At 72.7% G+C, this 19,611-nt stretch carries 19 protein-coding genes; 6 read left to right on the forward strand and 13 right to left on the reverse strand.

All coding sequences use genetic code 11. The features are described 5' to 3' along the window. Positions 1 to 6: 6 nt before the first annotated feature. Positions 7 to 654, reverse strand: a complete 648-nt coding sequence (locus J3P41_RS17485; protein ID WP_210651887.1) for a response regulator transcription factor — start codon at positions 652 to 654, stop codon at positions 7 to 9. After that, entirely contained in the window at positions 642 to 1,901 is a 1,260-nt protein-coding gene (locus J3P41_RS17490; protein ID WP_210651888.1) for a sensor histidine kinase, read from the reverse strand. The genes J3P41_RS17485 and J3P41_RS17490 overlap by 13 nt, the downstream gene beginning before the upstream one ends. A gap of 209 nt (positions 1,902 to 2,110) precedes the next feature. Here J3P41_RS17490 and J3P41_RS17495 point away from each other — a divergent pair, with 209 nt between their 5' ends. After that, positions 2,111 to 3,346, forward strand: a complete 1,236-nt coding sequence (locus tag J3P41_RS17495; protein ID WP_210651894.1) for a serine hydrolase — start codon at positions 2,111 to 2,113, stop codon at positions 3,344 to 3,346. Between the two features lie 23 nt (positions 3,347 to 3,369). On the opposite strand, the gene J3P41_RS17500 is transcribed toward J3P41_RS17495, so the two are convergent. Next, positions 3,370 to 4,479: a DNA glycosylase AlkZ-like family protein gene (locus tag J3P41_RS17500; protein ID WP_210651896.1), complete on the reverse strand. Its 1,110-nt coding sequence runs from the start codon at positions 4,477 to 4,479 to the stop codon at positions 3,370 to 3,372. A gap of 226 nt (positions 4,480 to 4,705) precedes the next feature. Here J3P41_RS17500 and J3P41_RS17505 point away from each other — a divergent pair, with 226 nt between their 5' ends. Continuing rightward, the gene (locus tag J3P41_RS17505; RefSeq protein ID WP_210651898.1) at positions 4,706 to 4,852 is read left to right on the forward strand and encodes a hypothetical protein; all 147 of its coding nucleotides are present in this window, start codon (positions 4,706 to 4,708) and stop codon (positions 4,850 to 4,852) included. On the opposite strand, the gene J3P41_RS17510 is transcribed toward J3P41_RS17505, so the two are convergent. After that, complete coding sequence (locus J3P41_RS17510; RefSeq protein WP_210651900.1) at positions 4,839 to 6,608, reverse strand: alkaline phosphatase D family protein; 1,770 nt, start codon at positions 6,606 to 6,608, stop codon at positions 4,839 to 4,841. The genes J3P41_RS17505 and J3P41_RS17510 overlap by 14 nt on opposite strands. After that, entirely contained in the window at positions 6,605 to 7,621 is a 1,017-nt protein-coding gene (locus J3P41_RS17515; protein ID WP_210651902.1) for a zinc-dependent alcohol dehydrogenase family protein, read from the reverse strand. Before J3P41_RS17515 ends, J3P41_RS17510 begins: the two co-directional genes overlap by 4 nt. 120 nt (positions 7,622 to 7,741) lie before the next feature. Between J3P41_RS17515 and J3P41_RS17520 the strand changes: the two genes are divergently transcribed. Then, a complete protein-coding gene (locus tag J3P41_RS17520) occupies positions 7,742 to 9,265 on the forward strand; it encodes a UDP-N-acetylglucosamine 1-carboxyvinyltransferase (RefSeq protein WP_210651903.1) in 1,524 nt (507 codons plus the stop codon). 42 nt (positions 9,266 to 9,307) lie between these two features. On the opposite strand, the gene J3P41_RS17525 is transcribed toward J3P41_RS17520, so the two are convergent. Further along, entirely contained in the window at positions 9,308 to 9,559 is a 252-nt protein-coding gene (locus J3P41_RS17525) for a zf-TFIIB domain-containing protein (protein WP_210651904.1), read from the reverse strand. A gap of 45 nt (positions 9,560 to 9,604) precedes the next feature. Here J3P41_RS17525 and J3P41_RS17530 point away from each other — a divergent pair, with 45 nt between their 5' ends. The 3 genes from J3P41_RS17530 (at position 9,605) to J3P41_RS17540 (ending at position 12,366) form a co-directional block, all read left to right on the forward strand. Continuing rightward, entirely contained in the window at positions 9,605 to 10,417 is an 813-nt protein-coding gene (locus J3P41_RS17530; protein ID WP_210651905.1) for a glycerophosphodiester phosphodiesterase, read from the forward strand. After that, the gene (locus J3P41_RS17535) at positions 10,414 to 11,769 is read left to right on the forward strand and encodes an MFS transporter (RefSeq protein WP_210651906.1); all 1,356 of its coding nucleotides are present in this window, start codon (positions 10,414 to 10,416) and stop codon (positions 11,767 to 11,769) included. The genes J3P41_RS17530 and J3P41_RS17535 overlap by 4 nt, the downstream gene beginning before the upstream one ends. A 216-nt stretch (positions 11,770 to 11,985) precedes the next feature. Beyond that, positions 11,986 to 12,366, forward strand: a complete 381-nt coding sequence (locus tag J3P41_RS17540; RefSeq protein ID WP_129454004.1) for an RNA polymerase-binding protein RbpA — start codon at positions 11,986 to 11,988, stop codon at positions 12,364 to 12,366. A gap of 24 nt (positions 12,367 to 12,390) precedes the next feature. On the opposite strand, the gene J3P41_RS19070 is transcribed toward J3P41_RS17540, so the two are convergent. From J3P41_RS19070 to J3P41_RS17575, 7 genes are all read right to left on the reverse strand, one after another. Next, positions 12,391 to 12,972, reverse strand: a complete 582-nt coding sequence (locus J3P41_RS19070) for an FxsA family protein (RefSeq protein WP_210651908.1) — start codon at positions 12,970 to 12,972, stop codon at positions 12,391 to 12,393. Then, on the reverse strand, positions 12,969 to 13,691 hold the full coding sequence (locus tag J3P41_RS17550; protein ID WP_210651909.1) for a polyprenol monophosphomannose synthase: 723 nt from the start codon (positions 13,689 to 13,691) through the stop codon (positions 12,969 to 12,971). Before J3P41_RS17550 ends, J3P41_RS19070 begins: the two co-directional genes overlap by 4 nt. Positions 13,692 to 13,727: 36 nt before the next feature. Next, the gene (lnt, locus tag J3P41_RS17555; RefSeq protein ID WP_210651914.1) at positions 13,728 to 15,254 is read right to left on the reverse strand and encodes an apolipoprotein N-acyltransferase; all 1,527 of its coding nucleotides are present in this window, start codon (positions 15,252 to 15,254) and stop codon (positions 13,728 to 13,730) included. 417 nt (positions 15,255 to 15,671) lie between these two features. Further along, positions 15,672 to 16,070, reverse strand: a complete 399-nt coding sequence (locus J3P41_RS17560; RefSeq protein WP_210651915.1) for a hotdog domain-containing protein — start codon at positions 16,068 to 16,070, stop codon at positions 15,672 to 15,674. Beyond that, positions 16,067 to 16,819, reverse strand: a complete 753-nt coding sequence (locus J3P41_RS17565; protein WP_210651918.1) for an OAM dimerization domain-containing protein — start codon at positions 16,817 to 16,819, stop codon at positions 16,067 to 16,069. The genes J3P41_RS17560 and J3P41_RS17565 overlap by 4 nt, the downstream gene beginning before the upstream one ends. Next, positions 16,816 to 18,414: a lysine 5,6-aminomutase subunit alpha gene (locus tag J3P41_RS17570; protein ID WP_210651920.1), complete on the reverse strand. Its 1,599-nt coding sequence runs from the start codon at positions 18,412 to 18,414 to the stop codon at positions 16,816 to 16,818. Before J3P41_RS17570 ends, J3P41_RS17565 begins: the two co-directional genes overlap by 4 nt. Then, a complete protein-coding gene (locus J3P41_RS17575) occupies positions 18,414 to 19,493 on the reverse strand; it encodes an L-erythro-3,5-diaminohexanoate dehydrogenase (protein WP_246862420.1) in 1,080 nt (359 codons plus the stop codon). Before J3P41_RS17575 ends, J3P41_RS17570 begins: the two co-directional genes overlap by 1 nt. Positions 19,494 to 19,611: the final 118 nt, after the last annotated feature.

A 19,611-nucleotide genomic window follows, 5' to 3' on the forward strand; every position in this document is an offset into this window, starting at 1 on the left:
GGCGACTCACCGCCGGCCACACTCGAGGTAGTGCAGGACCGCGGTGACCCGGCGGTCGGCGTCGTCCGAGGGCGGCAGGTCGAGCTTGGCGAAGATCGAGCGGATGTGCTTGTGCACCGCTCCCTCGGTCACGACCAGCTGCTCGGCGATGGCGGCGTTGCCGCGGCCCTCGGCCATCAGCGCCAGCACCTCCCGCTCTCGCGACGTCAGTCGCGAGAGCCGCTCGTCTGGACGGGCGACGAGCTGGGCGACGACCTCCGGGTCGATCGCCGTGCCGCCGTCGGCCACGTGCTGAAGCGCTCGGACGAACGTCTCGACCCGGCCGACCCGCTCCTTGAGCAGGTAGCCCAGCCCTCGCCCGCCCTGCGCCAGCAGCTCGGTCGCGAAGGTCTGCTCCACGTAGGCCGAGAGCACCAGCACGGGAAGGCCCGGCACGCGCCGCCGGGCCTCGACCGCGGCGCGCACGCCCTCGTCGGTGTGGGTCGGCGGCATGCGTACGTCGACGACGGCCACGTCGGGGACGTACTGCTCCACGGCGGCCAGGAGCTCCTCACCGTCGCCGACGGAGGCCACGACGTCGTGCCCCTCGGCGGTGAGGACAGCGGCGATGCCCTCGCGCAGCAACGGGTCGTCCTCGGCGATCACGATCCGCACGGCACGACCACCTCCACCTCGGTCGGCCCACCGGCCGGGCTCCGCAGCGTCCAGGTCCCGTCCATCGCCTCCACCCTCCTCCTGATCCCGGCCAGCCCTGTTCCCCCGGCCTCGTCGGCCCCACCGCGACCGTCGTCGCGCACGAGCGCGTGCACACGGTCGGGGTGCCGGCGCACCACGACGTGCACGCTCGTCGCGCCGCTGTGCCGCGCCACGTTGGTCAGCGCCTCGGCCACCATCGAGTACACCGTCGCCTCCACCGAGGCCGGGCTGCGGACGGGGACGTCGACCTCCACCGTGCACGGCACGGCTGAGGCGGCGGCCAGTCCGTGCACCGCCCCCGCCAGCCCGCGGTCGCTCAGCACGGGCGGCAGGATGCTCCGCACGACCGCGCGGAGCTCTGCCAGGGCGAGCTCGGCGGCGTCCTGCGCCTGGTCGAGCAGGCGCGCGGTGGTGTCGGGGTCGCCCGCGAGGCTGCGGCGGGCTGCGCCCATCAGCACGGTCGTGGCGACGATGCGGTTCTGCGCTCCGTCGTGGAGCGAGCGCTCGATCCGGCGCAGCTCCGCCACGTGGGCGTCCAGTGCCGCCGCGCGGGTGCGGGCGAGCTCGACGACCCGCAGCTCCAGGTCACCGTCGGACCGGCCCAGCAGCCGGCGTCCCAGGCGCAGCTGCCGGCGTGCGAGCACCGGGCCGAGCACCACCGTCGCGGCCGCCCACGCGGCGCCGAGCAGGACCACCGCCGGCACCCCTGACCAGTCCCGCACCACCCACAGGGCCGGCGAGGGCGACGCCCATCCGTCCGGCAGGGTCCACCACCACAGGGGGAAGGTCAGGTCCTGGACCGCCGACAACGGTGCCAGCACCGCCAGGAAGCCGACCACCGTGCCGCCGACGCCGTGCCGCGCCAGCCAGGCGGCCTCGGCGCGGGTGGCGGGATCGCGCCACGCCTCGCGCAGGCCCGCTGCGCGGCGCGGCGGGACCGGTACCTCGAGCCCCCAGCGACCGAGCCGGGCACGCTCGCGGTCGGCCAGCGCGTGCAGCGCCTGCAGAGTCGGGCGCGCTGTCAGCACGCCGACCACCAGCGCCCAGATCAGCAGTCCGAGGGCCAGCAGCGCGGTCCCGAAGCCGCCCAGCAGCTGCTCCAGGGCTCGCCCGCTCGTGCGCAGCAGCGACATCACGCGCTCGGCCGGCACCCCTCGCGGCCGGGGCCTCGACGACGTCGACACCCGGACCTCCTGCCCCGTCACTCGCTGCTCCTGCCGCTCGCCTGTCGATGCACCGCCCCATCACCGGTCGGTCCCAGGCCTGGCAGCGTAGGGGCGGCGGCGCCCGTGCCGGGCGTGGAAGCGCGAAGAGTAGTGCCTGCTGTACCACGGGACGGCAGGCCACGGGATCGATCCGGGTCGCTCCCGGGACGAGGCTGGAGGCACCTGGAAATGCCACCGAAGGAGCTCAGATGCCCGTCCTGTCCCGCACCACCGCGTCCCTCGCGGCCGCCGCCCTGTCCCTCAGCCTCGCCGGCCCCGCCAGCGCGGTGCTCCCCGAGCGACCGGCATCCCCGCCAGCCGACCCGGCCGCCGACCGCGCCGCCAACCGCGCCGCCAACCGCGCCGCCGACCGGGCCGCCGACCGGGCCGCCGACCCGCAGCAGCTGCTGGACCGGCTGGTCGAGCGCACCGGCTTCCCGGGCGTCGTCGCGACCGTGCGCGACGCGGACGGCCGCGTCCGTACCTTCACCGCCGGCACCAGCGACACGACCACGGGGCGTCCGGTGGACCCGGACTCACGCGTGCGCATCGCCAGCAACACCAAGATGTTCACCGCCACGGTCGTGCTGCAGCTGGTCGGCGAGGGACTCGTCGACCTCGACGCCCCGATCGAGCGATACCTCCCCGGTGTCGTGCGCGGCGGCGGCAACGACGGCCGCCGGATCACGGTGCGGCAGCTGCTGCAGCAGACCAGCGGCCTGCCCGACTACGACTCCGTGGTGATCGAGGCCGGCGGCTCTCTCAGCGCGGTCGCCCACACGTACTTCGAGCCGCACGACCTCCTCGACGCCGCCCTGGCCGGGAAGTCCGAGTTCGCGCCGGGCACCGGTTGGGGGTACTCCAACACCAACTACGTGCTGCTCGGCCTGCTCGTGCAGCGGGTCACCGGCCGTCCCATCGGCGAGGTGATCGCCCGGCGCGTGGTCGAACCGCTCGGGCTGCGCGACACGTACTGGCCGCGTGTCGGTGAGCAGCGCATCCGGGGCACCCACCCCCACGGCTACGTCGCCGACGCACCCGGCGCCCCGTGGCAGGACATCACCCGGATGGACCCCTCACTGGGATGGGCCGCCGGACAGCTGGTGTCGACGCCCGCAGACCTCGGCCGGTTCATGGCCGCGCTGGTGGGTGGGGAGCTCCTCGCCCCCCGCGAGCTCGCCGAGATGCGCCGCACCGTCAAGGCGCCCGGCTTCGACGCCGAGCCCGGCTGGCGCTACGGCCTCGGTCTGGCTCGGTACCGCCTCGACTGCGGGGTGGTCGGCTGGGGCCACGGCGGCGACATCCAGGGCTTCGAGACGCGCAACCTCGTCACGGACGACGGCCGGTGGGCGGTCGTGGCGGTGACCGCCCTGCCGACCGGCCTCGACATGCTCGCCGACGTCAGCCGCACCGTGGAGCAGCTGGTCTGCGACGCGGGCGAGTGACGCGCCGCGCTGCGCCGGCCGGCTCAGGGACGGACGACCTCCAGCCCGAGCCAGCCGGCCAGCGCGTCGAGCTCCGCGGCCACCCGCCGCCGCCGCGCCGCCGACCAGTCGCCGTCCTCGTGGACGGCGTCGACGACCAGGACCCCGGCGTCGCGTTCGGCGGTCGCGTCGACCTTGCCCACCAGCTCGTCGCCGTCGAGCACCGGCATCGCCCAATAGCCCCACCGGCGAGCGGCCGCCGGCTTGTACATCTCCAGCTGATAGTCGAACTCGAACAGGTCCGTCATCCGCTTGCGGTCGAAGACCAGCCGGTCGAGCGGCGACAGGATCGCCGTCCGGGCCTCGAAGGCGTGGTCGAGCAGCTCCGGGTCCACCCGCCACAGACCGCGTACGCCCTCGACCCGCGCCGGCTCTCCGGTGTCGCGCACGTCGTAGCGCTCGTGCCATGCCTCCAGCGCGCGCGGGCGCGCGATGCCGAGGGCCCGCAGCCGTCGCTCGGCCAGCGTCCGGTGCGCCACCTCGGCCGGGACGGCGGGCTCCCCCGGGTGCACGCGCTCGGCCAGGTCCCAGTGCCGCTCGCGGCCCTCGCGCGAGGCGACGGCGACCTCGCCGCGTGCCTCCATGCACTCCAGCAGCTTCATGACGTTCTTGTCGTTGGTCCACCCGGTCGAGCGCCACGGCACCTCGCACGTGTCGGGCAGGTCGCGGGCGGCGGTCGGGCCCTCGGACCGGAGCAGCGCCAGGATGTCGCGGCGGCAGCCGTCGTTGGCGGCCACCCAGTCTCGCAGGTCCTCCTGCCACGCTGCCAGGGGCGGCTCGCCGGGCCACGACTCCATGTCGGCACGGAACAGCGCGACGTCCTCGCTGGGCCGCAGCATGCCCTGCAGCTCGACGACCGCGCCGTCGCCGACGAGCGCCTCGAGGTCATCGGGTGCGTAGCCCGCGCCCAGACGCGTCCACAGCGCCAGGTCGGCGTGGTGGGCGACCACCCGGGTCAGGTCGACCTGCAGGAAGCCGAGGTGGCGCACCACCTCGAGCACGTCGGTGGGACGACGGGCTGTCAGCAGCTGAGCGTGCACGGCGACCCGCCGCGCCTGCTGCCGGGTCAGATCGTGGCCGGAGCGGGCGGACATGGACCGATCCTAGGGCTGACCTGTCGGGTCGCCGCCGCACGAACGGGTCACGGAGACATGGCCCGATCGGGTCATCTGTCCCCCAAGATCAGGCATTCCGCCGCGTTCTGAACACCTGGTGTTCGCGCCGGTGTCACCGTGGAGGTCGCCGGCGGCAGGCGGGACCAGCCTCGCGACGCCGTCCGGGCGACCGACTACGAACACCAGCTGCCGTGGGGGCACCACCATGTGGGACACCGTCGAGACGAACCCGGTCCACCTGTCGCACGACCTGCCGTGCACCGCGTGCGGGCACGGTCCGCACACCTACCTGCCGTGCTCGGACACCTGCGACTGCGCCCACGGGCGCGACCGGGCCTTCAGCGCCGTCTGACGCGCTGCCGCACGCGGTCGATGAGGCGCTCGCGCGCCGGCGGCCTGCCGTGCTCGTCGAGCGCGTACGCCTGGACCTTCGCGAGCCGGGGGCGCTCGTGGTGGTCGTCGACGACGGTGCCGGTGACCCACCACATCCGCAGGCTCGGCCCGCCCAGCCGGAGGAAGGCGAGGTTGTTGTCGAACCAGGGGCCCTCGGCGTAGCGCCACCGCAGGGGCGCGTCGGGCACGCGCGCCGAGCGGGCGGCCAGCCGTCCGGCGGGGCCGGCCACGCCGTACGACAGCACGGCGGTGGCGAACCGGGTGGCGCGCGAGAGCGGGTTGCGGATCGGTGAGCAGACCGCCTGCAGGATCGTGGCGTCGAGACGGCGGCCGTCGGCCGGCCACGCTTCGCTGACGTAGCTGTGGTGCACGTCGCCGGACAGGAACGTCACCGTCGACGGCGCCCGACCGCGCTTCCCCGCCGCGACCTCGACGGTCTGCTGCGAGACCTCGTGGAAGCTGCGCTGGAAGGCGCCCCAGTGCTCGAGGTCGACGGTGGTGCGCAGCTGCTCGCCCACGCGACCCGCTCGTTCGCCCCACGCTCCCCCGGCCAGTGCCTCGCCGAAAGCCTCGAGGTGGTGCAGTCCCCGGGCCAGCAGGAACGGCAGTGACGTGCCGACGAGCAGGTGGTCGACGTCGCCGCGCAGCTGGTCGTCGAGCCAGGCGGCCTCCTCCGCGTCGAGCATGGCGCGCGACTCCGGACGGAGGTCGCGCGCGGCACGGGAGTCCACGACGACGAGCCGGGCCTGCGTGTCGAAGTCGCGCGTGTAGCTCCACCGGTACGCCGACGGCTCCTGGTCGACCCGCGCGGCGAAGGCATCGAGCCGGTCGCTGAGGTCGAGCTCGCCGTCGCCGCGGTGCGCGAGCACCTCGGCGTACAGCTCGTCCGCGGCACGCGCGGTCGGCGAGAGGTTGCCAAGGTGCTGGTAGACCCAGTACGACGCCAGACCCGCGACGATGCGGTCGTGCCACCACGACGTGGCCTCCATCTCCCGGCGCCAGTCGAGCGAGGTGTTCCAGTCGTCGCGGATGTCGTGGTCGTCGAAGATCATCGCGCTGGGCACCGTCGACAGCAGCCACCGGATGGCGTCGTCCGACCAGGCCAGGCCGTAGAGGTGGGCGTACTCCTCGTAGTCCTTGAGCTCGGTCCACGGCGGCTCGTCGATGTCGCGGCGCGACTCGATGAACGCCTTCATCTCCTCGGTCGTCTCGTCGGCGTAGACCTGGTCGCCGAGGAACAGCAGGAGATCGGGCAGCCGGCCCTCGACGAGGTCGGCGTCGTCGGGATCCACCGGAGGTGCGTGGTCGGCCAGCCGGAGCGCCCAGGTCCGCAGGGCGTCCACGCCGTGCGAGCTGTTGCCGCCGCGGTCGTGGGAGACCGAGGTGCGGCACGAGCCGAAGGCGAGGTGCAGGGGTCGACCGGGCTCGAGCGTCGCGATCCGCGGGGCCGGGAAGGCCGAGCCTGCCTCCGGCCAGACCGTCTGGCCATCGACCTCGACCGTGTAGGGCTCGGTGGTGCCAGGCGCCAGGCCGCCGAGCTCCACGAGGGCGTAGTGGTGCCCGTGCACGGCGAAGGTGGGGGCACTGGCCGAGGCGTCGCCGCGGGTGACGGTGACCGTGGCACGGTCGCGGGTCTCGACCCACACGGCCGCGGACGTCTCGTCGACGTAGCGCAGCAGCGGGCCGAGCACGAGCGCGCGGTCGGTGTCGGTCACGGTCGGAGCAGGACCTTGATCGCGCGTCGCTCGTCCATCGCCCGGTAGCCCTCCGGCGACTGCGACATCGGCAGGGTGAGGTCGAACACCCGGCCGGGGTCGATGGCACCCGACAGCACCCGCTCGAGCAGGTCGGGCAGGTAGCGGCGCACGGGCGCCATCCCGCCGGCCAGACCGACGTTCTTCTGGAACATCCGCCGCACCGGCAGCTCCACACCGTGCGGTACGCCGACGAACCCGACGGTGGAGCCGGGTCGGGCCACCGCGAAGGCGGTGCGCATCGCCGTGTCGGTGCCGACGCACTCCAGCACCGCGTCGGCGCCGACGCCGTCCGTCAGCTCCGCGATCCGCGCCTCGCCCTCCTCGCCCCGCTCCGCGACGACGTCGGTGGCGCCGAACGCACGCGCGATCTCCTGGCGCGGCTCGTGCCGCGACATGGCGATCACCCGCTCGGCGCCCATCTGGGCCGCGGCCAGGACCCCGCTGAGGCCCACCGCCCCGTCCCCGACCACGACGGCCGTGTGGCCGGGCTCGACGCCGGCCGCCACGGCGGCGTGCCAGCCGGTGGCCATCACGTCGGTCAGCGCGAGCAGCGAGGGGATCAGGTGCTCGTCCGGCATGCCGTCGGTCGCGACCAGACTGCCGTCGGCCTGGGTCACCCGGGCGTACTCGCCCTGCCCGCTCTGCGTGATCCCGAGGTTCACGCACGCGGACTGCACCCCCGCCGCGCAGTGCGCGCAGGTGTTGTCGCAGTGGCAGAACGGCACGAGGACGAAGTCGCCCACCTTGGCCTGCCGGACGGCGGAGCCGACCTCCTCGACCACGCCGACGCACTCGTGGCCGATGGTGCTCCCGGCCTTGACCGGGTTCTCGCCACGGTAGGGCCACAGGTCGGAGCCGCAGATGCAGCCGGCCACGACCTTGACGATCGCGTCCGTGGGCTGCTCGATCACCGGGTCGGGGACGTCCTCGAAGCGGATGTCGCCCGGACCGTGGATGGTGGTTGCACGCATGCCCAGATCCTCGCACGCACGCGGACGCCTCCTCCCGCCCTAGGGGCGGTCGGTCGGCGGCGCATCAGGCACCGCGCGCGCCGGAGTGGCGTTATCTCATATCTGAGATACCGTGGGGGCATGGCTGACTACAAGGGCCGCATCGGCAACCTCATCCGCGACGCTCGCAAGCACCGCGGACTCACCCAGCACCAGCTCGCGGAGCTGCTCGGCACGAGCCAGAGCGCGATCAACCGCATCGAGAAGGGCCACCAGAACCTCTCGCTCGAGATGCTCGCCCGCATCGGCGCGGCCCTCGACTCCGAGATCGTCGCGCTCGGCGCGGGCCCCACGCACCTGCGGGTCGACGGCCCCACCACGCTGTCCGGTTCCATCGACGTGAAGACCTCGAAGAACGCCGGCGTCGCGCTCCTGTGCGCCTCGCTGCTCAACAAGGGACGTACGACGCTGCGCAAGGTCGCGCGGATCGAGGAGGTCAACCGCCTGCTCGAGGTCCTCAACTCCCTCGGTGTCGCCACCCGCTGGGTCGGCGACGACAACGACCTGGAGATCATCCCGCCCGCCGAGCTCGACCTGTCCCAGATCGACGAGGGCGCCGCGCGGCGTACGCGCTCGGTGATCATGTTCCTCGGCCCGCTGCTGCACCGCGTCGACGAGTTCGAGCTGCCCTACGCCGGCGGCTGCAACCTCGGCACCCGCACGGTGGAGCCGCACATGGCGGCCCTGCGGCCCTTCGGCCTCGAGGTCAAGGCCACCGACGGCGCCTACCACGCGAGCGTCAACCGGGCCCTGGAGCCGGAGCGCCCGATCGTGCTCACCGAGCGCGGCGACACCGTCACCGAGAACGCGCTGATGGCCGCCGCCCTGCACCCGGGCACGACGGTCATCCGCAACGCCTCGTCCAACTACATGGTCCAGGACCTCTGCTTCTACCTCCAGCGCCTCGGCGTGGGCGTCGAGGGCATCGGCACGACCACCCTGCGCGTCACGGGCAGGACCTCGATCGACGTCGACGTCGACTACGCCCCGTCCGAGGACCCCATCGAGGCGATGTCGCTGCTCGCGGCCGCCATCGTGACGAAGTCCTCGATCACCATCCGCCGGGTGCCGATCGAGTTCCTCGAGATCGAGCTGGCCACCCTCGAGGAGATGGGCTTCCGCTACGACCGCTCCCCCGAGTACGTCGCCAGCAACGGCGAGACCCGGCTGGTCGACATCACCACGCACCCCTCGGAGCTGCGGGCGCCGCTGGACAAGATCCACCCGATGCCGTTCCCCGGCCTCAACATCGACAACCTGCCCTTCTTCGCGGTGATCGCCGCGGTCGCCGAGGGCCAGACCCTGCTGCACGACTGGGTCTACGAGAACCGCGCCATCTACCTCACCGAGCTCAACAAGCTCGGCGCCCAGGTCAAGCTGCTCGACCCGCACCGGGTGCTCGTCGAGGGGCCGACGCACTTCTCCGGCGCCGAGATCGTGTGCCCGCCGGCGCTGCGCCCGGCCGTCGTCCTCCTGATCGCGATGCTGGCGTCCAAGGGCCGCAGCGTGCTGCGCTCGACGTACGTCATCCACCGCGGCTACGAGGACCTCGCCGAGCGCCTCAACGAGCTGGGCGCCAACATCGAGACGTTCCGCGACATCTGAGGCGGGTGTCGCGCGCGACGGGGCCGGCCGCCCGCTCCCGGCTCAGCCGAAGAGGGTCTCCACCCACGCGCGCGACACCTTGCCGGTCGAGGGCGGGGCCGTCATGTCGGCGGTGATCCGCGGCAGCGGGGCGGTGTGCTGGCCGGCGTTGCGGTGCCAGTCGTTCTCGGCCTCGACGAGCTGGCCCAGGTCGGCTCGGGAGAGGAACACGCCGTGCCCCTCGGGGCACTGGGCGACCGTGGCCTGACCGAGGTCGCGCTCGACCATCTCGACGCCGCACCGGGGACACGTCATGCTCTCCATCCTCCGACGGTACCGCCGGCCCCCATACTTTCTCGCGTGACCGCGCCGCGCTCCCCCGTCCCGCGCTACCTCGACTCACCCCGCCCGCTGGCCTTCGCCCACCGCGGCGGCGCCTACCACCCCGACATCGAGGGCCTGGAGAACACCCTGTCGGCCTTCCGGCACGCGGTGGACCTCGGCTACACCTACCTCGAGACCGACGTGCACGTGACCAGCGACGGCGTCCTGCTGGCATTCCACGACGCCGTGCTGGACCGGGTCACCGACCGCACCGGGAGCATCGCGGACAGCACGTGGGCCGAGGTGCTGCGGGCGCAGATCGGGGGCACCGAGAGGGTGCCGACCCTCGCGCAGCTCTTCGACGCCTTCCCGCGGGCGCGGTTCAACATCGACCTCAAGTCCGACGGCGCCGTCGAGGCCCTGGCGGCGTTCGTCGAGCACCGCGAGGCGTGGGACCGGGTGCTGGTCGGCTCCTTCTCGCCTCGTCGGATGCGGGCGTTCCGGCGCCGGACGCGAGGACGCGTGGCGACCTCGGCCCACCCGCTGGAGGTCGTCGCCTACGTCCTGTCCCCCAGCGGTCGTCTCGCCCGCCTCGTCACGCGGGGCAGGCCCGCGGCGCTGCAGGTGCCGCACCGGCGCGGCCGCCTCGTCGTCGTGACGCGCGGACTGGTGCGGCGTGCCCACGCGGCGGGCGTCCAGGTGCACGCGTGGACGATCGACGACGCCGCCGAGATGAACACTCTCCTCGACCGTGGTGTCGACGGCATCATGACCGACCGCACGGACATACTCAGGGACGTGCTCCGCGCCCGCGGACAGTGGAACGGCACCGTGGAGGAGAACGCATGAGCGAGGCACCGGGTGGGATCGCCGACCTGAGGCCGTTGGCGCAGGCCCGGGAGCAGAAGGCCTGGTACTTCTACGACTGGGCCAACAGTGCCTTCGCCACCACTGTCTCCGGAGTGCTGTTCGGGCCCTACCTCATCGCCATCGCCGAGGAGGCGGCGGTCGACGACCGCGTCTCCGTGCTCGGCCTCTCGCTCGCCCCCGGAGCACTGCCGGCGTACGTCATCACCTTCTCGACGCTCATCTCGGCGCTGCTGCTGCCCCTCCTCGGGGCCGTGGCCGACCGCACCTCGCGCAAGAAGGACCTGCTCGCCGGGTTCGCCTGGGCCGGCTCGTTCTTCGCGGCGCTGCTGTTCTTCATGACCGGCGACAACTGGCAGCTCGGGGCGGTCACCTTCGTCCTGGCCAACCTGTGCTTCGGGGCGTCGGCGGTGTTCAACGACGCGATCCTGCCGCTGATCTCCTCGGAGTCCGACCGCGACCGGGTGTCCTCGCGCGGGTGGGCCTACGGCTACGCCGGCGGCGGGCTGCTGCTCGCGCTCAACTTCGTGCTGGTCAGCTTCCACGACAGCTTCGGGCTCACCGAGGGCATGGCCGTGCGGATCTCGCTGCTGTCGGCGGCGGTGTGGTGGGCGGCGTTCACGTTCATCCCGTTCCGTGGCCTGCGCGACCACCCGCCGGCCGACGTCGAGCACATCGAGGGCGGCGTCCTGCAGCGCAGCTTCGGGCAGCTGTGGATCACCCTCAAGGAGCTGCGCAACTACCCGGTGGCGCTCACGTTCCTGCTCGCCTACCTGTTCTTCAACGACGGCATCCAGACGGTGATCAGCCAGGCGTCGGTCTACGGCGTGGAGGAGCTCGGCTTCGCGCAGGGCACGATGCTCGGCGTCTACCTGCTCGTGCAGTTCGTCGCCGTCGGCGGAGCGCTGCTGTTCGGCCGCATCGCCGCCACCCGGGGCGCCAAGAGGACCATCCTCGGCGGTCTGGTCGTGTGGATGCTGATCGTGACCGCCGGGCTGGTGATCCCGGAGAAGTCGCTCGTCCCGCTGCTCGTCCTCGGCGCGGCGATCGGGCTGGTGCTCGGCGGCACGCAGGCGCTGGCGCGGTCGTACTTCTCGCTGCTGATCCCGCGCGGCAAGGAGGCGGAGTTCTTCAGCTTCTACCACGCCATGGAGCGCGGTACGTCGTGGTTCGGCACGCTGGTCTTCGGCCTCGTCTACACCTTCACCGACTCCTACCGCCCGGCGATCTTCGCCCTCATCGTCTTCTTCGTCGTCGGCGGGCTGCTGCTGATGAAGGTCGACACCGCACGCGGGATCCGCGAGGCCGGCAACGAGGTCCCCGCCGTCATCTGAGCGCCCGCCCGGCGCGCGCGGGGTGACGTACGTCTCGTACCGAGCGATCCGCACACCGGCGATCCGCGGAATCTTGCCCGCCCCGCTACCGTTGAAAGATCACAGAGGACGAGCCACGTCGCCCCGAGCGGCGTCATGAACCCCGGTTCGGCTCGTCCCACCAACAGCCCGGTACACACACGACGGGTGTCAGCAACCCAACTGGAGGTGGGCACGGTGGCGGAGCGCACACTGCGCGGCGCGAGGCTCGGCGGCCAGAGCTTTGAGGACGAGCGGGGCATCGAGTTCGCCGCTCGGCAGCAGGTCGGCTATCGGTGCAAGCAGGGCCACGACTTCGAGGTCACGATGTCGGTCGAGGCCGACATCCCGGCCGTGTGGGAGTGCCCGCGCTGCGGCGCCGAGGCGTTGAGCACGGCGGGCATCCTCCCGGAGGAGAAGGTGGAGAAGCCGGCTCGCACGCACTGGGACATGCTCTTGGAGCGTCGCTCGGAGAAGGAGCTCGAGGACATCCTCAAGGAGCGCCTGGAGCTGCTGCGCGGCGGCGAGATCGGTCCCGCGCACCTGCACCGCGCGAACAAGAAGAAGCGCGTGTCCTAGTCGATCACTCGACCCGGTCGCGCGCTACTCGATCACGTCGCCCCGGACCACGGGCCCATCGCCCCCCGGTCCGGGGCGTCGGTCATCTCCGGGCGTGGAGCCCGGACCGAAGCCGGGTCCGAAACCCGGCCCGAAGCCCGGGCCGAAGCCGGGTGCGAACCCTGCGCGGCCCGTCCCGGCGCCGGGCACGACGAGCAGGCGTCGCTCCACCACCGAGGTCAGCAGCCGGCGCGCGACCGGCCGGGTGAACGGCAGGATCAGCAGGATCCCCGCGACGTCAAGCACGAACCCCGGGCTCAGCATCAGAGTGCCGCCGATGAGGATGAGGGCTCCGTCGGCGATCTCGCGCGCCGGCATCCGGCCGTGCTGGAGCGCCGTGCGCAGCGCCTGCCAGGCGCGAGCGCCCTCGCGCTTGATCAGCCAGGCGCCGACCAGGCTGTCGAGCACCAGGAGCACGATCGTCCACCAGGGACCGACGAGCTGCCCGACCTGGAGGATCACCCAGATCTCGGCGAGCGGGACCAGCACGAACGCCGCCGCCAGCACCGGGCGCAGCCAGGGTCGCCGCCGTCGGCCGGCGGTGCGAGGAGCCTGCGGGTGGCTCACGCCCGGCTCACACGCCTGCGCAGCTGGGCGCGGCGCTCGGACAGGCCCCACCGGGTGATCTTCCTCAACGACTCGGTGGCCACCTGGCCACTCATCTTGGAGTCGCCGCGCTCGCGCTCGACGAAGTCGATGGGCACCTCGGTCAGGCGGAGCCCACGGCTCACGGTGCGGTAGGCCAGGTCGGTCTGGAACACGTAGCCAGTAGACATCACGCTGCCAAGGTCGATCGCCTCCAGCGTGGAGCGCCGGAACAGGCGGTAGCCCGCCGTGGCGTCCTTGACCTTGATGCCCAGCAGCAGCCGGACGTAGAGGTTGCCGCCGCGCGAGAGCGCCAGTCGCTGGACCGGCCAGTTCACGACCGATCCGCCCGGCACGTAGCGCGAGCCGATCACCAGGTCTGCCGTGCGGAGCGCGTCGAGCAGTCGGTGCAGCTGCTCGGGCTGGTGCGAGCCGTCGGCGTCCATCTCCCCGATCACGTCGTAGCCCCGGCGCAGGGCGACGTCGAAGCCGTGCAGGTACGCCGCGCCCAGACCGGCCTTCTGCGTGCGGTGGACGACGCTCACCGCGTCGTCGGCGGCCGCCATCCGGTCGGCGATCGCACCGGTGCCGTCGGGACTGTTGTCGTCGACCACCAGCACGTCGACGCCCGGCTGCGCGGCGCGGAGCCGGCCCACGATCCACTCGATGTTCTCCGACTCGTTGTAGGTCGGGATGACCATCACACAACGGCCGAGGCCCTCCACCGCCACCTGCTGCTACCTCGCTCCGTCGGTCTGCTCGACGAGGCGGCCGCCTCGTCGGCGACGACGATAGGTGACCAGGACGAACGCCGAGTGGCAGACGAGGAAAGCCAAGGTGAGCCGTGCGGGCCAGACCCCGAGCCGGACCGCCGGGGTGATCGTCGTGCTCAGCCCGACCTCCTCGACCAGCACCTGCTGGCCGCGGGCGGGGACCGAGGCGACCACGGTGCCGTCGGGTCGTACGACGCCGGAGATCCCGTTGATCGCCGCGACGACCACCCACCGCCCGGTCTCCTGCGCCCGCAGCCGGCTGATCTCGAACTGCTGCGCGAGCTGGTCGGTGCGGCTGAACATCGCGTTGCTCGTCTGCACCGCCACCAGCTCCGCACCCCGAGCCACCTGGCCCGAGATGCCCTCGTCGTAGGCCACGTCGAAGCAGATCGCGTCCGCGACGCGCAGGTCACCGACGCGCAGGGGCTCGAGCCCCGTGCCCCGGACCATGTCGCGGGGCACCATCCGCAGCTTGCCGTACGTCGAGGGGATGAGGCTGCCGCGGAACGGGATGTACTCGCCGTAGGGCACCGGGTGCCGCTTGGTGTAGCGGTCGCCGCTGCCGAGGCCGGGCTGGTAGACGATGCCCTGGTTGAGCACCTGCCCCTCGTCGAGCGGGTCGTTGGACATCCCGCCGATGATCACGGGCACGTCGATGGCGTCGGTCGCGGCGATGATCCCCTCGTGGACGCCGGGATCGAGGAAGGGGTCGACGGCGGTGGAGTTCTCCGGCCAGAGCACGAAGTCGGGCCGGGGTCGCTCGCCCGCGTCCACGGCCTGGGCCAGCTCGCGGGTCAGCCGCACGTGGTTGGCGGTGACCTCGCGGTGCACGGCCGGGACGTCGAGCCCGGTCCCCGGCACGTCCCCCTGGACTGCGGCCACCGTCGCTGTCCCCGTCTGCGTCACCGGGAAGGACAGCAGTGCCGGGGCGAGCGTGACGACGGCGAGCCCGCCGACGGCGGCGTACGTCGTCCGCGTCGGCGTGCGCACCTGCAGCAGCAGCCACGCGAGCGTCGTGCCGGTGAGGGCGACCAGGAAGCTCACCCCGGTCATCCCGATCCAGGGCAGCGCGTCCGCCCAGGGCGTGTCGGCGGTGGCGTACACCAGGCGGCCGAACGGCATGCCGCTGAACGGGAAGCCGCTGCGCCAGGTCTCGATACCGACCCACCACAGGGCGGCCCAGACGGGCCAGGCACGCAGCCGCAGGCTCCACGTCAGGCCCAGCCCGAGAGGTACGAAGAACGCCGCCTCCAGCGCGCACATGGCCAGCCACGCGTCGGTGCCGACGGCACGCATCCACACCATGACGGCGTAGATGAACGTGATCCCGAACAGCAGGCTCGGGAGCCAGGCGCGCCGGGGCGCAAGGCCGCGCACCGAGAACACCAGCGCGGCGATGGCCGGCGGCATCAGCCATGCGTGGCCCACCGGCTCGAAGGCTCCCGCCAGCACGAGGCCGCCGGCGAGGGCGAGCAGGCAGCGGAGCAACACGCCCAGACGGTAGCCGACGAGTGCACGCCGGGACGGATCGCCTGCAGCGGTGCGGGAGGAACCCGGGGGCTTCGGACCGACGCGCGACCCGCCTGGCTGACGATCGCGTGAAGTTGTCTACGGCCCCGAGGCTCCTCCCGCATCCGGCCCCCGCGGGGCGCGATCGGCGGGTCGGCGGACGGAGGGCATCGCTGGCTTCACGTACCCCGTTCGACATCCCGGTGCCGAAGGCGCCACCCGCGGGCTGCACAGGCGGACCTCGGAACCCTCCCTCCCCCGGCGGGTGCTGTCAACACGCCGCTGACCTGCGCAGACGCACGTTCTCGCAGGTCAACGAGGCGTCCTCGAGCGAGAACTCCACCGACGCAATTCACGCCGTCACGGCGTGTCGCGCCGAGACACGCCGAGGCGACCGGCTCAGGCCTGGGCGGGCGGTACGACGACGGTGCCGGTCGCGGTCGTGGCCACCAGCGGCGGGTCGAGGACCGTCGCCGCGCCGGGCGCCTGCGAGGTCGCGGCTCCGCGCGCCACCACGCGCACGACGAAGTCCATCACCCGGCTGCGCGTGCCCTCCCGGACCAGCGTCGCGGTGACCTCCAGGACGTCACCGGCGCGCACCGGTGCCCGGAACTGGACGTCGGAGTAGGACGCGAACAGCCCCTCGTCACCGTCGAGCAGGATGCACATCTCGGTGGCGACGTCGCCGAACAGCCCCAGGCTGTAGGCGCCGTCCACCAGGTTGCCCGCGTAGTGGGCGTGGGAGTAGGGGACGTAGCGCCGGTGGGTGACGGCGGTGCCCTCGCGGGACGCGGTCATGAGGCCTCCTGGCTCGTGGGACGCGGCTGGGTGAGCCGGTGGACGATGAACGAGGCGACCTCGCCGGGAGTCGTGCCGCGGCTGAAGACGCGGTCGACACCCAGCTCGTCGGCCATGGTCTCGTCGAAGCGGGGTCCCCCGACGACGAGCAGCGGTCGCTTCGCGGCCGGGTAGGCCTCGCGGAAGGCCGCCGACATCTCCCGGGTGTTGAGCAGGTGGGCGTCGCGCTGGGTGACGACCTGGGAGACCAGCACGGCGTCGGCCTTCTCCTCGCGCGCCGCCTCGACGAGCTGGGGCACGGAGACCTGGGCGCCGAGGTTGACCACCTTGAGCTCGCGGTAGTACTCCAGGCCCTTCTCCCCCGCGAACCCCTTGATGTTGAGGATCGCGTCGATGCCGACCGTGTGGGCGTCGGTGCCGATGCAGCCGCCCACCACGACCAGCCGGCGTCGCAGCGACCGCTTGATCGCCGCGTTGGCCTCCTTGGGCGTCAGCAGCGGGTAGTCGCGCTCGACGACCTCGACCGTGCTGGGGTCGACGAGGTGGTTGACGCGCCCGTAGACGACGAAGAAGGTGAACCCCTCCCCCATCGGCTTGGCGTGCACGACCAGGGCGGGGTCCATGCCCATCTTGTTGGCGAGCTGCACCGCGGCGCCCTCGGCGACCTTGGAGTGCTGGATGGGCAGGGTGAAGGACAGCTGCACCATCCCGTCGCCGGTGGTGTCGCCGTAGGGGCGGATCAGGCTCATGCGCGCCCCTCCAGGATCTCGGTCGCCGGGTTGTAGTAGTCGGGCGCCTTCGGCGCCACGCCGTCGAGCCCCTTGCCCTTGTCGGCCGGGCGCTTCATCAGCCCGAAGGTGCCGTCGGCGATGGCGGAGAGCAGCGGCGGCTCGCCGGGCACGCTGCGATCGGCCTTGATCTCCTCCAGCAGGCCGATCGCCTCGCCGAGCACCTCGCGAGCGCGACCGGCGATGAAGCCGTCCGGCGCGGGGCGGAAGTCCTCGTGCAGCCTGCCGGCGGCGTTCATGACGTAGCGGACGTTCTGCAGCGCGAGGTCGCGGTCGGAGATCCACGGCGTCACCACCGCCTCGGTCATCATCCCGACGAGCAGGATGCCCTGCCCGGTCAGGGCGCCGACCAGGTTGAAGAACCCGTCGAGGAGGTAGCCCTTGAAGATGTCACCGGTCATGTGACGGGTCGGAGGCATCCACTTGAGCGGGGCGTCGGGGAACAGCTCGCGCGCGAGCATCGCGTGGGCCAGCTCGAGCCGGAACGAGTCGGGCACGTCGGGGTCGATCTCGAAGGCGTGCCCCAGCCCGAGCTGCCAGTCCTCGAGCCCGGCCTCCTTGGCGAAGTACTCGTTGAGCAGCTGGCTCGTGGTGACCGTGTGCGCTGCCTCGATCGCGTCGGCCGTGGTGAGGTAGTTGTCCTCGCCGGTGTTGATGATGATGCCGGCGCGGGCGTGGATCTGGCGGCTGAAGCGCTGGTCCACGAAGGTGCGGATCGGGTTGATGTCGCGGAACAGGATCCCGTACATCGAGTCGTTGAGCATCATGTCGAGCCGCTCGAGCCCGGCCAGCGTCGCGATCTCGGGCATGCACAACCCGGAGGCGTAGTTGGTGAGGCGGACGTAGCGACCCAGCTCCCGCGACGTCTCGTCGAGGGCGGCCCGCATGAGCCGGAAGTTCTCCTGGGTGGCGTAGGTGCCCGCGAACCCCTCGCGGGTGGCGCCCTCGGGGACGAAGTCGAGGAGCGACTGGCCGGTCGAGCGGATCACGGCGATGACGTCGGCGCCTTCCCGGGCCGCGGCCTGCGCCTGCGGGATGTCCTCGTGGATGTCGCCGGTGGCGACGATGAGGTAGATCCACGGCTTGCTGGGAGCGTCGCCGACCTTCGCGATCATCCTCTCGCGAGCGGTGCGCTGCCGGTCGATGGTGCGCACACCTGCGGCGACCGCCCTGCGGGCAGCGGTCCTCGCCCGGGTCGCGTCCCGCCCTTCGGGGAGTCGGAACGTGACCGACCCGGCCGCGGCCTTCTGGGCCAGCGTCAGCAGGTCCTCCGCCTCGCCGCGCAGGAGGGCGTCCCACACCGGCAGGCTCACGCCGTGCTCGAGCCCGGTGTCGGCGCGTACGACGTCGGCGAGCCGGTTGACCCACGGCGTGCCGTCCGGGTCCGCTCCGCCGAGGCCGGCCAGGCGGAGGGTGGCGCGCTCGACCGAGACGGTCGTGTGGCGCTGGGCCAGGTCGACGATCGGCTTGCCGACCTCGCGCGCGAGCGTGCGCGCGCGCCGTACGTCGGCGCGGTCGATCCCGAGCTGGCTGGTGGTCCCGCCGGTTGCGGCCATCACAGCCTCCGCTCGAAGAGCCCGCGCACGCCGGCGTCGGCGCGCAGCAGCTCCATCGCGTACGCCGCGTGGCCGGGGACGTAGCCGTTGCCGACGAGCATCCGCACGTCGGCCGCCAGCCCCTCCGCGCCGAGCGCCGCCGCGCTGAAGCTGGTGGCCATGGAGAAGAAGATCACCGTGCCGCCCCCGGCCGTGGCGAGGATCGCGCCGCCCTCGCAGCCGGGGACGTCGACGCACACCACGGTCACGTCGGCCGGTCCTCCGGCGGCCGTCACGGCGTCGCGCAGCGCGATGGGGTCGCGGGCGTCGGCGATCGCCACGGCATCGGCGAGGCCGGTGCCGGCCAGCAGGTCGTGCTCGCCCCGGTGCGGGACGACGCCGATGGTCCGCGAGGCACCCGCCGCGCGGGCGGCGGCGAGGCTGAGGGAGCCGGACTTGCCGGCACCGCCGATGACGACGACCGACGGCGCGGCGCCGCGGGCGACGTACTCCCCCACGATCCGGGCGGTCAGCGCCGGGGCGCCGCAGACGTCCATCACGCTCAGCGACAGCGCCGGGTCGAGGTCCTCGGGGATCACCGCGGCGATCGAGCGGCCGAACAGCACCGCGTAGCCGTCGCACGGGACCTGCTCGCTGCGCCCGTCCCAGGCGGCGAGGCCGTCCTCGATGACGAGAGGAGTCAAGGTGAGGCTGACCAGCGTCGCGACGCGGTCGCCCACCGCGAGGCCCAGGGGCGAGTCGGGGCCGACCTCCTCGACGGTGCCGACGAGCATGCCGCCCGACCCGGTCTCGGGGTTCTGCATCTTGCCGCGCGAGGCGACGATGTCGAGCACCTCGGCGCGCACGGCGTCGCCGTCGGGCTCGCCGTCGCGGCTGTGCTTGCGCTCGAGCTGGCGGAACGACGCCGCGTCGAGGTTGAGGCGCTCCACCCGCACGCGGACCTCGTCGGGCCACAGGTCCTTGCGGGTGTCCAGCCGGTCCGCGGCCTGCGGCAGCACCCGGCGCTCGTCGAGCACGCGGTGCAGGCCGGTCGGGTCGCCGGCGCGGAGCTCCGCCGTGGTGTCCGAGGAGAGCATCATGCAGGGCATCCTTCTAGTCTCATGCCGTCGAACCGTAAATCTTGCGGCGTGGCATTGGACGCGCCGCATGTTCTCCACGTACTCTCGCAGATGTGGCGCCGCCCACACAACCGGCGCG

It is taken from the genome of Nocardioides sp. SYSU D00065 (genome assembly GCF_017916425.1).
GTDB lineage: Bacteria > Actinomycetota > Actinomycetes > Propionibacteriales > Nocardioidaceae > Nocardioides.